General features: G+C 52.7%; 13 protein-coding genes. 9 read left to right on the forward strand and 4 right to left on the reverse strand.

Annotation, left to right across the window (positions count from 1 at the left end; all coding sequences use genetic code 11):
* Positions 1–19: 19 nt before the first annotated feature.
* Together LG323_RS01145 and LG323_RS01150 are read right to left on the reverse strand one after the other, a co-directional pair.
* A complete protein-coding gene (locus LG323_RS01145; protein WP_404418299.1) occupies positions 20–1,519 on the reverse strand; it encodes an aldehyde dehydrogenase in 1,500 nt (499 codons plus the stop codon).
* Positions 1,520–1,632: 113 nt separating this feature from the next.
* Positions 1,633–2,217 (reverse strand): superoxide dismutase, encoded by a 585-nt coding sequence (locus tag LG323_RS01150; RefSeq protein ID WP_404418301.1) that lies wholly within the window; start codon positions 2,215–2,217, stop codon positions 1,633–1,635.
* Between the two features lie 261 nt (positions 2,218–2,478).
* Here LG323_RS01150 and LG323_RS01155 point away from each other — a divergent pair, with 261 nt between their 5' ends.
* The 9 genes from LG323_RS01155 (at position 2,479) to LG323_RS01195 (ending at position 10,577) form a co-directional block, all read left to right on the forward strand.
* Positions 2,479–3,558, forward strand: coding sequence for a hypothetical protein (locus tag LG323_RS01155; protein ID WP_404418303.1), 1,080 nt, complete (start codon positions 2,479–2,481; stop codon positions 3,556–3,558).
* Positions 3,559–3,791: 233 nt separating this feature from the next.
* The gene (locus tag LG323_RS01160) at positions 3,792–5,045 is read left to right on the forward strand and encodes a DEAD/DEAH box helicase (protein WP_404420096.1); all 1,254 of its coding nucleotides are present in this window, start codon (positions 3,792–3,794) and stop codon (positions 5,043–5,045) included.
* Positions 5,042–7,195, forward strand: a complete 2,154-nt coding sequence (dinG, locus tag LG323_RS01165) for an ATP-dependent DNA helicase DinG (protein ID WP_404418305.1) — start codon at positions 5,042–5,044, stop codon at positions 7,193–7,195. The genes LG323_RS01160 and dinG overlap by 4 nt, the downstream gene beginning before the upstream one ends.
* Positions 7,196–7,346: 151 nt before the next feature.
* Positions 7,347–7,907: a hypothetical protein gene (locus tag LG323_RS01170; protein ID WP_404418307.1), complete on the forward strand. Its 561-nt coding sequence runs from the start codon at positions 7,347–7,349 to the stop codon at positions 7,905–7,907.
* Between the two features lie 77 nt (positions 7,908–7,984).
* A complete protein-coding gene (locus tag LG323_RS01175) occupies positions 7,985–8,359 on the forward strand; it encodes a metal-binding protein (RefSeq protein WP_404418308.1) in 375 nt (124 codons plus the stop codon).
* Positions 8,360–8,463: 104 nt separating this feature from the next.
* The gene (locus tag LG323_RS01180; RefSeq protein ID WP_404418310.1) at positions 8,464–9,054 is read left to right on the forward strand and encodes a hypothetical protein; all 591 of its coding nucleotides are present in this window, start codon (positions 8,464–8,466) and stop codon (positions 9,052–9,054) included.
* 103 nt (positions 9,055–9,157) lie between these two features.
* Positions 9,158–9,586 carry a hypothetical protein gene (locus tag LG323_RS01185; protein WP_404418312.1) on the forward strand — a complete coding sequence of 143 codons (429 nt, stop codon included), beginning with the start codon at positions 9,158–9,160 and terminating at the stop codon, positions 9,584–9,586.
* Positions 9,587–9,993: 407 nt separating this feature from the next.
* Positions 9,994–10,200, forward strand: a complete 207-nt coding sequence (locus LG323_RS01190; protein ID WP_310695548.1) for an AbrB/MazE/SpoVT family DNA-binding domain-containing protein — start codon at positions 9,994–9,996, stop codon at positions 10,198–10,200.
* Positions 10,197–10,577: a type II toxin-antitoxin system VapC family toxin gene (locus tag LG323_RS01195; RefSeq protein ID WP_404418314.1), complete on the forward strand. Its 381-nt coding sequence runs from the start codon at positions 10,197–10,199 to the stop codon at positions 10,575–10,577. The genes LG323_RS01190 and LG323_RS01195 overlap by 4 nt, the downstream gene beginning before the upstream one ends.
* Positions 10,578–10,887: 310 nt before the next feature.
* On the opposite strand, the gene istB is transcribed toward LG323_RS01195, so the two are convergent.
* Both istB and istA read right to left on the reverse strand, forming a co-directional pair.
* Positions 10,888–11,628, reverse strand: a complete 741-nt coding sequence (gene istB / locus LG323_RS01200) for an IS21-like element helper ATPase IstB (RefSeq protein WP_114418945.1) — start codon at positions 11,626–11,628, stop codon at positions 10,888–10,890.
* A complete protein-coding gene (gene istA / locus LG323_RS01205) occupies positions 11,615–13,132 on the reverse strand; it encodes an IS21 family transposase (RefSeq protein WP_404416226.1) in 1,518 nt (505 codons plus the stop codon). The genes istB and istA overlap by 14 nt, the downstream gene beginning before the upstream one ends.
* Between the last annotated feature and the right edge of the window lie 58 nt (positions 13,133–13,190).

A 13,190-nucleotide genomic window follows, 5' to 3' on the forward strand; every position in this document is an offset into this window, starting at 1 on the left:
TACAGCCAGCTTTTGTGACCTAGTTCAAGGTCAGCCAGGTTGCCTTGATTTCCGTGTATTTATCAAAAGCATGCAGGGATTTGTCACGGCCGTTACCGGATTGTTTGAAACCTCCGAAGGGGGCGGTCATGTCACCACCGTCGTAGTTGTTGATCCAGACACTGCCAGCCCGTAAAGCCTGGGCGGTTTTATGGGCCTTGTTGATGTCGGAAGTCCAGACGGCTGCTGCCAACCCATAGATGCTGTCATTGGCCAGGGCGACAGCTTCTTCGGGCGTATCAAAACTGATTACGGCAAGCACCGGGCCGAACACCTCTTCCCTGGCCAGTCGCATGGCATTCTTGACCCCTGTAAAGATAGTTGGCTGGGCAAAGTAACCCCCGGATTCCGGCTTGACGGCCTGGCCGCCAGTTGTAAGCTGGGCACCTTCCTGTTGGGCTGTTGCGATGTAATCCAGAACTTTGCTGAATTGTTGCTGGTCAACGATGGCTCCAAAAGTCGTGGCCGGATCAAGAGGGTCACCCGGTTGCCACTTCTGCAGGGCCTGTTTGACCTTTTCGGTGAATTCATCATGGATGCTGGATTCAACCAGAAGGCGGGTTCCTGCGGTGCAGACCTGTCCCTGGTTGAAGGCAATGGCCTGGGCAGCGGCCCTGGCAGCCTTATCGAGGTCCGGGGCATCGGCAAAAACAATATTGGGGCTTTTGCCACCGGCTTCCAGCCAGACCCGCTTCATGTTGGATTCGCCGGAATACACCAAAAGCTGCTTGGCAGTGGCTGTAGAGCCGGTGAAAGCCAGGCAGTCAACATCCGGGTGCAGGGCCAGGGCGCGGCCTACCGAAGAACCAAAACCGGGCAGAACATTGAAAACCCCATCGGGAATACCGGCCTGTTGGGCCAGTTCGGCGATCCGCAAAGCTGAAAGAGGCGATTTTTCTGAAGGCTTGAGAATCACTGAATTACCGGCAGCCAGGGCCGGAGCAAACTTCCAGCTGGCCATGAGTAGCGGAAAATTCCAGGGCACAATACAGGCGACAACACCTATCGGCTCGCGGGTGATCATGCCGATCTGGTTGCTGGCTGTGGGTGCTATTTCACCATAAACCTTGTCGATGGCCTCAGCAGTCCAACTAAGGGTTTGGGCCGCACCGGGAATATCCACCGCCTGTGAAAAACGGATGGGCTTGCCCATATCCAGAGTTTCCAGCAAGGCCAGTTCATCACGGTTGGCTTTTATAAGGTCGGCAAATCGAAGCAGAATTTTCTTGCGTTTGGCCGGTGGCAGGTCACGCCAGACACCGGTTTCAAAGGCCTCTCTGGCTGCGCCGACGGCCTGGTGGGCATCTTCTTCCTGGCAACTGGCAACATCCGTCAGTTTGCGACCATCCAGAGGGCTTTCACAGGCAAAGGTGGCACCACTCAGTGCATCCACATACTGGCCGTTGATAAAGGCCTGGTGGGGTAGTGTCAGGGAATCCGCGAGGGCGCGCCATTTATCTGCAGTTGTAGGTGAGGTCATGCTTGTCTCCGGTTATTGTTATCTGCTGATTATGCTAAAGCATTCAGCCGGAATTTTCAGGAGGCATAAAAAAACCCGGCCACCAGGGCCGGGTTTTTGCAGGCTGTGAAAGCTTAGCCAGCGAAGTTCTTGTTGACGAAGTCCCAGTTGGCCAGGGCCCAGAAGGCTTTCAGGTAGTTGGGACGAGAGTTGCGGTGGTCGATGTAGTAGGCATGTTCCCAGACATCAACGGTCAGCAGGGCTGTTTTGCCATCGGTCATGGGCGTGCCAGCATTGGAGGTGTTGACGATTTCCAGGTCGCCGGAAGCATTCTTGACCAGCCAGGTCCAGCCGGAACCAAAGTTGTTGGCGGCTTTGTCTTCAAATTCTTTCTGGAAGTCTTCAAAAGAACCCCACTTGGCTTTAATGGCATCAGCCACAGCACCAGTAGGCTCGCCACCGCCATTAGGGCTCAGGCAGTTCCAGAAGAAAGTGTGGTTCCAGACCTGGGCTGAGTTGTTGAACAGTGGGCCGGGTTCAGCTGCCTTGATGATTTCTTCCAGGCTTTTGCCCTCAAGATCGGTACCGGAGATCAGGCCATTCAGCTTGGTGACATAGGTGTTGTGGTGTTTGCCGTGGTGGTATTCCAGAGTCTCGGCAGACATGTGCGGTTCCAGTGCATTTTTTTCATACGGCAGTGCAGGTAGTTCAAAAGCCATGGTTAGGTCTCCTTATTAATAGTGCTCAAAAAATGAGCTTTACTCATCAAAGCTTTGTTAAAACTTAATACTGGTGACAGCGGCAACTAATTTCAACCGCTATCTGATACAAATCAATGAAAACATTGAGAATCATAGCACTCAGTTGCTGAAGAGACAAATCCGACTTTTGTACTCAGGTATTAGGAATTGAAATGAGGGGTAGCCGCCAGAGCCGACACTTGTCAGAATAACGGCTTTGCTCAACATTTGGTTAAGACAATGCCTGACCGTAAAGAACCTCGACTCGTTCTTCCCGATGATCCCAAGCCTGAGAAACCTGCTGAAGGCAGAAAGCTCAATGAAGAAAGAAAGCCTACTGGCAGCGAGAAACCCAAAGAGTCCCAGGCAGCTCCCCTGAACAGAGCCGCTTCCGAAGCGGCGCGTGCCGAAGTTCGGCGGCGTCTGGCGGAGAAAAATGCCGCGCGAGAAGCTGAACAAGCAAAAGCCAGAGCGGCTTCAGCATCCACTTCAACATCGACATCAACTCCTTCTGGTCAGTCCGAACCCCATTTGGGTGGTTCAGGAGGCGGTGGCGGTAATGGCTCTTATCCGGCCCTTCGCGAAGAACCCCCGAGTTCCGGTTTTCCCTGGTTGGCTGCTTTTGCCTTGTTATTGGCGGTTGCGGGTCTGGCCTTCGGCGGCTGGCAATATCAGCGTGCGGAAAACCAGCAGTCTTCCCTGCACTCACTGGCCAACCGGGTTCAGGAGCTGGAGATTCGGCTCTCAGAAACCGGGCAGGACTTGACCGAAGCGGGCAGTACCTTTTCCGATAAGCTGGAATGGGCCGATGATGAAATCCGCAAACTCTGGGTGGTGGCCCATCAGCGTAACCGTCCGGCGATAGAAGAGCTGGAAACCAACCTGGAAGACCTGCAAAACCAGGTCGCCGAGGTCAGCCGCACTGCCGATGAGGCCAATCAAAAAAGCGATCGGCTGGGGTCACGCTTGAACCAGCAGGCAAGCGAGCTGGAAGAGCAGCTAACCAGCCTGTCCCGCGAGGTTGAAAGCTACTCCAGCCGTCTGGCAGAAGTCAGCCTGACCACTTCCACCCTGACTCAGCAATTGCGTGATCAGGATAGCCGTGAACAGGTGACTGCTTTGCGCAAAGACCTGCAGGGCCTGACCACCCAGGTCACCGATCTGGCCGGTCAACAAACGCCAGAAGTGCCTGAAAACCTGGAAGAGCGCCTGGCTGAATACGATGAAATTTTGGCCTCCCTGGAAGCCAGTCGCAGTCAACTGACCAGCCGGGTGACCCGCTTGATGGATGATGTGCGCGAATTACAACAGAGCCGTTAGTCGCCAGCGGGTAAACTTGCTATCATACGCCGCCTGCTACAGGAAAGAGTTCAACATTTACTTATCAATTTTGAGGTCGCGTTTTGACAAATTCGTCTGCCGCATCTTCTGGAAACAATGCATCCACCAGCAAGGCGCCGCCCAAGCGTCGGCGTCGTCGCAACCCGCCCAAGCGTTCTGCCGGTCGTCGTAACTCACCCGCTGCTCGTCAGAACAGCGGCAGCGTTGCGGATATTTTCAAAGAGCGTCAGGAGAAAGCCAAGGCAGCCCTGGGCGACTGGACACTGGATCAGTTTCCGGTGCCCGAGCAGGAAGGCAAGGTGCGTTTCCATGATTTCAACCTGCCTCTGCCGCTGATGAAATCCATCAGTGACGAAGGTTTCAGCTACTGCACCCCGATCCAGGCCGAGTCCCTGCTTTACACCCTGCACGGCGTGGATCTGATCGGTAAAGCCCAGACAGGCACTGGCAAAACCGCTGCTTTTCTGATTGCCATCCTGACTTATCTGCTGGAAGAAGATCTGCCTGAAGGGCGCAAAATTGGTGCCCCACGTGCCTTGATTCTGGCTCCCACGCGTGAGTTGGTTCTGCAAATCTGTAAGGATGCAGAAATTCTGATGCGCTACACCCCCTTTAAGCTTTTGTCCGTGGTGGGGGGTATGGATTACGTCAAACAACGTGATCAACTGCGCAGCGAAGCCATCGATCTGCTGGTGGCAACGCCTGGCCGTTTGCTGGACTTCCACAGCAAAAAAGACGTGGATCTGCGTGAAGTGGAAATTCTGGTTTTGGATGAAGCGGATCGTATGCTGGATATGGGCTTTATTCCCGATGTTAAGCGCATCATTCGCTCCACACCACCCAAGGAAGAACGCCAGACGCTGCTTTATTCCGCGACTTTTACCCAGGATATTCTCAACCTGTCGGCGCAGTGGACGGTGAACCCGCAGCGCGTGGAAATCGCCACCAAAATTCAGTCAGCCGACAACATTGACCAGCACGCCTTTCTGGTGCCGGACAGTGATAAAACCCGCCTGCTGACCCGCCTGATCAAGCACTGGGGTCTGACCAAGGTAATCGTCTTCAGTAATCGCCGGGATACCACCCGCGATGTTTACGAAGCCCTGAAAAAATCCGGGGTCAGTGTCGCCATGCTTTCCGGTGAAGTGGAGCAGAAAAAACGCATCTCCACGCTGGAAAACTTCCGGGAAGGCAAAATCGAAGTGCTGGTCGCCACGGATGTTGCAGGCCGCGGGATTCATATTGATGACGTCAGCCATGTTATCAACTATACCCTGCCCGAAGACCCTGAAGACTATGTGCACCGCATTGGTCGTACTGGTCGTGCTGGCGCTATGGGCACCTCCATCAGCTTTATCGGTGAAGAAGATGCCTTTGCACTGCCTGCCGTTGAAGAATACACCAAGAGCAAACTGCCTTGTGTGCATCCTCCCCAGGAGTTGATGCAAGAAGACGAGGGTGCATGAACCCGGAGCAACAAGCATTAATCCAGAAAGCCTATCGGGAGTTTCTGGAAGGTCGCAAGGTTAAGCCCAGAGGCGGTCAGAAACACATGATCGCCGACATTGCCAAAAGCTTTGCGGCCATTGCCGAAGATGACGAAGGTCATCGCAAGGGCAACAATCACCTCATTGCCATAGAAGCAGGTACCGGCACAGGCAAAACCCTGGCCTACCTGCTGGCAACCCTGCCGGTGGCTCAGGCACGCGACAAGCGCCTGATTATCTCCACAGCCACGGTGGCCCTGCAGGAGCAGTTGCTGCTCAGGGATCTGCCTGATCTGAAAAGCCTCACCTCGCTGGAATTCAACTTTGCCCTGGCCAAAGGCCGGGGTCGTTATCTGTGCACCTCCCAGTTGAGCAAGGTGGCGGCCAGCCTGCGCTCATCAGAACCTGAAGACGACAATCCCACCCTGAGCCTGTTTGAAAAGGAACTCATGGCGGCACCGGGAGCCAGTGACGAAGACCTGATGACACGCCTGGTGGATGATTTTGCCAGCGGCCGCTGGAGTGGCGACAGAGATAGCCTCAAGGAAGCCGTTCCCAATGAACTCTGGGAGCGGCTGACCACAGATCACCAGCGTTGCAGCAATCGCCGCTGCCCGCATTTTGCCGCAGCCTGCCCTTTCTACAATGCCCGCCGGGAACTGGATCAGGCCGATGTGATTGTTGCCAACCATGATCTGGTGCTGGCGGATCTCGCTCTGGGTGGGGGCGTTATCCTGCCGGCTCCCGAGCAAAGCTACTATGTTTTTGATGAAGCCCATCACCTGCCCGACAAGGCCATCAGTCACTTTGCGGCCACCTTTCGCTTTAATGCCAGTCTTAAATGGCTGCAACTGCTGAAAAAATCCCAACCGGATCTGCTCAAGGCGGTGGTCGCCAGCCCTTCAGCCACCAGCCAACTGAATCAACTGGTCAATCCGGTGGATGATCTGGTGCGCGATCTGGGGATGCTCTATGCCCAACTACGCGACAAGATCAATTTTCAGGAAGGTTACAACCGCTCGGCACCTGTGCATCGTTGGCCCCAGGGCCAGTTGCCGGAAGGGGTGCGGGAATTTGCCGGACAGTTGCTGATTCACTTTTCCAGTCTGTGCCGCAATCTGGAAAGCCTGGTCAACCAACTCAGGGATGCTCAGGACCCGGACAAGAACACCAGCCTGGATGCCGACATCGCCTCCGAATGGCAGCCCTTGCTGGCGCTTCTGCACGCCCGCGCTTTGGCTGCTCACCAGCTCTGGAGCCTCTGTGCCGAGCCTGACCCTGAAGGTCGCCCGCCGCATGCCCGCTGGCTGACCCTGCACCGCCAGGCCGAAGGGGAAGAGGATCTGGAGCTTTCCGCCAGCCCGGTGACGGCTGCCGGGGATCTGGCCTATCGCCTCTGGTCACGCTGTTTTGGCAGCACCCTGACTTCCGCGACCCTGACCGCACTGGGCAAGTTTGATCGCCTCAAGCATCGCTCTGGTCTGGCCGATTCCACCCTCTGTAAAAGCTACCCCAGTCCCTTTGACTACCCGCGCCTGGGCGTACTGGAAGTACCCAAACAAGCCTGTGATCCCAGCCAGCAGCAGGCCCACACGGAAGCGATTCTGGATTATGTGGAAACCGAACTGAATCATCCCCAGGCGGCCGCTCTGGTGCTCTTCTCCTCGCGCCGCCAGATGAATGAAGTCTATGATGGCCTTCCATCCCAGCTGAAGCGCATTACCCTCACCCAGGATCAGCTCTCCAAGAATCGCCTGATTGAAAAACACCGCACCCAGGTGGACGCCAGCAAACCCAGCATCATCTTTGGCCTGGCCTCCCTGGCTGAAGGCATCGACCTGCCCGGTAAATACCTGACCCACGTCGTCATCGTACGCTTACCCTTCTCCACCCCCGATGATCCAGTGGATGCCACCCTCGCAGAATGGATCGAAGCCAGCGGCGGCAATCCCTTTATGCAAATCACCGTACCCGATGCCAGCATCCGCCTGGTACAAGCCTGTGGCCGACTGATACGCAAGGAAGACGACGAAGGCAAAGTCACCCTGCTCGACCGACGCATCCTCACCAAACGCTACGGCAGCCAACTGCTCAACAGCCTCCCGCCTTTCAAACGGCAGCTTTCCTAGATAAAACAGCGCCCTGATTTGAAAAACAAGCAAGCACGTTTGCAGCCATAGAGGTGCCCTGAGTCAATGGACATTCGTCAGCGATGGCGGTAATTTGGACGAAAAATGAGTGTGCTCTTCTGATCAGAGATTTGAGCATGTTTATGAGTAAATGTTAAAGGTAAATATGAGAGAGTTAGACATCGAATCTGTGATGCCAGAACTTGGCGAGGCGGTTGATGCTACTGCGGCGCAGATGCATGCAGTCCATGGGCGTTACTGGGAAAGTCGCCTCGATGTCTGTAAAACTGTTTTAACGATTACCGCTGCAGTGTTGGTTGGCACTGTCTCCTTTTCGAACTCTCTGATTGGCCCGGGAAAGGAGGGGCTGGTATTTCCATCTGTTTTATTTATCTCCTGGGCGCTTTTCGTGCTGTCCGGGATGGCTTCGCTCTACGCGATGTGGCACCTATATAAACTGAACTCCAACTATGTATTGCTTACAAACAATCAGCCCGCAATCCAAGGCGAGATTGACAGAATTGGCCCTAAAGAGTCTGAAGCGGAGCTTAAAGCTGAACTTGATCGAATTGTTGTTGAACTGACCAACAGGGCGCTGTCGCCATTGAAGGTGTCTGACAAGCACTCACACTACTCGCTAAGTGTTCAATTAATTACTTTTGGGGCGGCCCTTGTATGCTTCTTTGGCTTCGGGGTCGCGCAAATCCTTTAACCAGGCCAGTCACGGCGACGTCTACTGCATTCCGGCTTCGTCTTCATTCCGTAGCCGCGCGTGCTGAGCAGCGTTAAATGCCTATGAAACCTCAATGTCAGTGCAATGAACGCCCACCACTTGTTGACGTGAGCAAGGGGTGGAAAGAGTTTGTTGCGGGACTCTCCGAAATAGATGCTGGCAACTGGGTTTACCTGAAGAAATGTCCTGCTTGCGGCCAATTGTGGCGTGTTGATGAGTGGGACAAATATCAGCCGCAATATGCGATTAAGCTATCCGTTTCGGAGAATTGGCAAGCTTTTGACGCTGTTCCACTCATAAAGAACATGATGATAGAAAATAGAGGTGGCGTGTCTGATAAGCTGTGCAATTGGAGCAATTGCAGCGGAAAGCAGGTTAACGGTTCGGCTTTCTGTGTGGATCATCTGTACAAAACCGGTGCACGGATCTAAAGCGTTTAACCAAGCCAGTTACGGCAACGGTTACTACATTGCGGCTTCACCTCCATTTCGTAACCGCGCGTGCTGAGCGGTGTTAGAGAAAAAGGGTTTGTGTCTTGACGGGAACATACGGCTGGAATCCAATGCCACATTTTGTTGATGTGTGCTGCCCTTCATGTGGCTCCAAGGCGATATTTGAATTTGCTGAGATCTCGAAAATCCACCTCAAAAGTGATGTTCCCTACTTTCAGGAGAGTGAGATTTTTGATTATGAGCTTTTTCAAGACTCCTGCGGTCACAAATGGCATGGTGCCGTATTCTACGCAGGCTTACACGGTGGCTCGGTTGAGTCTATAAAAGATTTACCCGTGGGTTATACTCCCGAAAACTGGGCCCACTCACGTTACCTTATGCGCAATCATGGGCTTGATATCGGGTCAGTTAATTGTAGTAGTTGCGGGCTCGCTCAGAAGCATAACCTTGATTGGCCAGCTGATGCCTATTTCACTATTCAGTATAAAGGCCAGGAATTGTGGGCGTTCAATCAGGAGTCAGCTATCGATCTTCGGGATTTCATAGATGGAGTTGACCGAAATGTCGATGCCTTCAAATGGCGTAATTTTTTGCTGCACATTCCTTCACTTTTCAAAAATCGAGGTGCGAGGGAGTATGTGGTTAAGCATCTGAATAGGCTACTGAAATGCTGAATTATCTAACAAGGCCAGTCACGGTGACGGTTACTGCATTGCGACTTCGCCTCCATTCCGTAACCGCGCGTGCTAAGCGGCGTTATGCATCTAAGGAACATCAATGAAGAAGTTAATCGCGCTATTAGCGGGTCTATTTAGTATTGGGGCTTCTGCATCAGATTATGCTATTGGGCAAGTCTGGGAGTACAAAACAAGAGAAAGCGAAACCGGGTCTCACCTGTACATTGTTCATATTGATGACCATGAAAAAATCGGCAAGATTTATCATATTTTCGTAGATGGTGTAGCGATTAAGAACCCTCATATTGAAGGCGGGGTTCAGGATGTGCTTCCTCATGCTCCAGTAGATGAAAGGACTCTTGAATTATCACTAACCAAAATGGTCGGAACTACGAAACAGCTTCCCGATATATCCGAAGGTTACAGTATTTGGAAACAGGCTTTCGATTCAGGTGAGGGTGGTGTATTTAATATTTCGGTTAGTCAAATTATCGAATACATAGAGCAGATGGTGGGGCAAAATGCATAACAAAGCGCTGTTGTCGCAGCCTACGACTGCTGGGGTGCCCCAAAGCTTGGCGTTCAGGCTGTAGAAAAACCTCCCTGGCTATGCTTAAATTAAGTATCCCTGAGCAACCGGCCCTTTTCCCCATGCCCAAGTTCAAACACTGCGACTACAACCAGACTGCCATGGTGGTGATTAATTATCAGGATCAGCTGCAGCCGAGTACTTTTGAGCACGCCTTACACTACTTGGTCTCTGAAAAGCTTGACCTGTCTGCTATTCACTAGCCCTATAAAAACGACACTGAAGGCCGCCCTGCTTACGATCCGGCCATTCTTTTGAAAATCATCCCGTCGCCCCGTGTTATGTGCCTTGACCGCCCTGATCGATAGGGGTATCGTAATACCAAATACGTGTCGATAGGTGCCGCCATGACTTCAGTAACCGTTTCCCCCAAGTATCAGATTGTTATTCCTAAAGAAATTCGTGAATCCATGGGGATTGTGTCTGGCCAAAAAGTTCAGATGACCTCTTACCAAGGGCGAATTGAGGTGATTCCCCTCAAACCCATGAAGGAGATGAGAGGCTTTCTGAAAGGAATTGATACCACTGTTCTCAGGGAAGAAGACCGGGTATGAATGTCGTAGATTCGTCAGCTTGGTTGTCGTATTTTGCCAGCGATGGTAATTCTGCGGTTTTTTCGGAACCCATTGAAAAATTATCTGAGTTGCTGGTGCCAAGCATCACAATCACAGAGGTTTTCAAGAACGTGTTGCGTCAGCGGGGAGAAGAAGCGGCCCTGATTGTTACTGCTCATATGGAGCAGGGCAGGGTGGTTCCGCTGAATTCAGAGCTTGCCAAGGATGCCGCCAAATTTGGTATTCTCCATAAATTGCCGCTAGCTGATAGCATTATTTTCGCCACTGCCCAGAAATTTTCCGCTGTAGTTTGGACACAAGACAGCGACTTCGAAGGGCTGGCGAATGTGAAGTATATTTCTAGGAAAGGCACATAACAATTACAGACAAACGACGTCAACAAGCGGAGCGCCTGCTGTTCGCGTTCTGGATGTAGAAAAACCTAATCGATTTTGTTTTTTTGAGAAATTTTCGCGCTCCTACGTAAATTCTGGAGTTTCTGGTGATGAAAAGTGCTTTATAATTTACGTAGAATCGCTATTATTAGTACAATAAATGATCAATTTTGTGGCTGAGTTTTTTCTACAGCTTGGTTAGGCTGATGGGCTTCAATCCAGACAAGGATTTATGTCAATGGCCATTTATTTTGACCCACCTTTGGCCAATAAAATTGACCCACCTGGTGCGTTAGTTGGTTAACTTTTCTTTCAGTCGATAGCTTTCTCCTCCCAGCATGAAGATGTGTGAGTGATGGATAATCCGGTCTACGATGGGTATGGCCACATTGTCGTTATGGAAGAACTCTCCCCAGTCGGTGAAGTCCTTGTTGGTGGTCAGGATGATGGAGCGGTACTCATACAGGCTGTTGACCAGTTGGAAGAGGTTATAGCGGGACTGGCGGCTCATGGGCAGGTATCCCAGCTCATCAATGATCAGCAGGTCGTTTTTGGCCAGCAGGCTGATCCGCTTTTTCAGTTCACCGCGTTTTTCAGCCAGTTCCAGCTCTTCCACCAGGGTCATGGCCGTTTTGAACAGCACCTTGTAACCGGCTTCGATGGCTTTGTAGCCCAGGCCAATGGCCAGGTGGGTTTTGCCCACTCCCGGTGGCCCGATGAACACCAGGTTCTGGCGCTGATCCAGGAAGTTGAAGTCCAGCAGCGCACTGATCTGGCGTTTATTGATGGTGGTCTGGTGACGATAGTCGAAGTCATCCAGGCGCTTTTCCATCGGGAAGTGAGCTTGTTTGAAGTGACGCTGGATGCGTTTTTGATCGCGTTCTTTCAGCTCATAGCCCATCAGGTGGTCGATACACTGTAGATAAGACCAGTCATTACTTTCAGCTTCACCGAGCAGCTGAGGGAGCTGTTGAGCCATCCAGGTCAGCCTCAGGCTTTTGCAGCGGGCGCGGGTTTGTTCAAGCTGCCCCATGGGTCACCTCCTGGCCACTGGACTGGCCAAGTCGCTGGTAAGCCGAGAGGTCTACATGGTTGGCCGAAGTAGCCTCTGGCAGACCGTGATCTGGATAACGCCCTTTGCTCCGCGCCTGACGTTCCGCCTCCAGGTAGCGTTTGATCTTGCCAGCGGTAATGCCGGGCCGCTCGGCCAGCTGCACAAGCAGCTTTCGATCTTCCGGCTCCAGGTGAGCCAGGATGGATTTCAGGGCAACCAGCTGATCCTTGACGACTCTAGGCTCTGAGCGCCTGATCTGCTGGCAGAGTGTCTGACCCAGAGCCTTTCCCAGCATTTGACTGATTTCGGTCTCCAGCTGCGCCACCCGAGCTTCCCTGTCCCGGTAGTGGTTGTTGTTCTTGATGATGCGCCCCTTTTCCAGGCACAGGGTATGTTCGGCCAGGGTCTCACCAGTGTTTAGGTCGGTAATGACCAGACGGCCTTCCTGCTGCATTACACCGACCTGAGATTGCTGCCAGGCCAGAGGCACGGAGTATTTATTGGCTTGGTAGCTGATCAGACCGGTTTTATCCGCACGACGAGTTTCAATCGCCGAAGGCTGACGAAGACTGCTGGGGGCCAGGTAAGGCTTCAGCTGAGTTCGTTCTTCGGCCATAAAAACGGTGTGGGGGATCTGGCCGGTGGTGCCATGCTCACGACGGTTGGCCACTTCATCCAGCCAGTTTTGCAGATGGTCTCTCACGGCTTGTTGACAGGTGAAGTGTTCGCCATAAAAGCAGTCCTGCTTGACGTATTTGACCCCAGCTTCCACCTTGCCCTTGCTCTGGGGGTCATAGCCTTCACAGGCATGGATTCTAAAGCCTGCGGTGGTGGCATACTGGTAAAAGCGCTGGTTGGCCTCGATTTCCCGGTATTGCTCCTTGATCACCACCAGCTTGGTCTGGTCATAAACACACTCTTCGGTGATGCCGCCAAAATACCGGAAGGCTTCATCATGCAGTTGAATAAAGGCCTGGGTATCAAGGGGCTGGAAGCTCAGGCCCACATACATCAGACGCGAGAAAGAGAGCACGAAGACAACAAAGTGAAGGGTGACCTCCTGATCACCGACCCGAACGCCTCGCAGCTCGCCGGGATCAACCTGACATTGAACACCGGCCACATCATCAATAATGGGTTCAAAGTAGCGAACCTGAGCTACAGCCACTTCCTGGCGCAGCTGTTGAATATAACGGCGCAAACTTCGATCAGATGCAGGGATGGAGCCATATTTAGTACGCAGCTTACGAGCAACCTTCACCGCACTCAGCTTGGGGAACTCACCCAGTAGGTACACCAGATAACTGCGGTAATCATCCAGCTTTTTGCTGCGACTGGGGTCTGATTGCTGACCTTGAATGGCTTCTTCCGATAGACGCAGATACTTGCGAACGGTATTGCGAGAGATGGACAACTGCTTACTGATGGCTCGGACGGAAAGACCCTGGCCGTTGTCGTGTAGTGCTTTGATTTTATGAATCACAACCCACTCCTTCAAAACCCTTCCCCTTAATCATCATCGTTGAGGGAAGGTACTGGTT

It is taken from the genome of Marinospirillum sp. (assembly GCF_044810985.1).
Taxonomy (GTDB): Bacteria; Pseudomonadota; Gammaproteobacteria; order Pseudomonadales; family Halomonadaceae; genus Marinospirillum.

What these genes read in the sequence shown, in the direction of transcription:
- LG323_RS01190 (WP_310695548.1), top strand. Translation starts at nt 9,994, where the DNA reads ATGACTTCAGTAACCGTTTCCCCCAAGTATCAGATTGTTATTCCTAAA.
- LG323_RS01185 (WP_404418312.1), top strand. Translation starts at nt 9,158, where the DNA reads ATGAAGAAGTTAATCGCGCTATTAGCGGGTCTATTTAGTATTGGGGCT.
- LG323_RS01175 (WP_404418308.1), top strand. Translation starts at nt 7,985, where the DNA reads ATGCCTATGAAACCTCAATGTCAGTGCAATGAACGCCCACCACTTGTT.
- LG323_RS01155 (WP_404418303.1), top strand. Translation starts at nt 2,479, where the DNA reads ATGCCTGACCGTAAAGAACCTCGACTCGTTCTTCCCGATGATCCCAAG.
- dinG (WP_404418305.1), top strand. Translation starts at nt 5,042, where the DNA reads ATGAACCCGGAGCAACAAGCATTAATCCAGAAAGCCTATCGGGAGTTT.
- LG323_RS01195 (WP_404418314.1), top strand. Translation starts at nt 10,197, where the DNA reads ATGAATGTCGTAGATTCGTCAGCTTGGTTGTCGTATTTTGCCAGCGAT.
- LG323_RS01150 (WP_404418301.1), bottom strand. Translation starts at nt 2,217, where the DNA reads ATGGCTTTTGAACTACCTGCACTGCCGTATGAAAAAAATGCACTGGAA.
- LG323_RS01170 (WP_404418307.1), top strand. Translation starts at nt 7,347, where the DNA reads ATGTTAAAGGTAAATATGAGAGAGTTAGACATCGAATCTGTGATGCCA.
- LG323_RS01145 (WP_404418299.1), bottom strand. Translation starts at nt 1,519, where the DNA reads ATGACCTCACCTACAACTGCAGATAAATGGCGCGCCCTCGCGGATTCC.
- istB (WP_114418945.1), bottom strand. Translation starts at nt 11,628, where the DNA reads ATGGGGCAGCTTGAACAAACCCGCGCCCGCTGCAAAAGCCTGAGGCTG.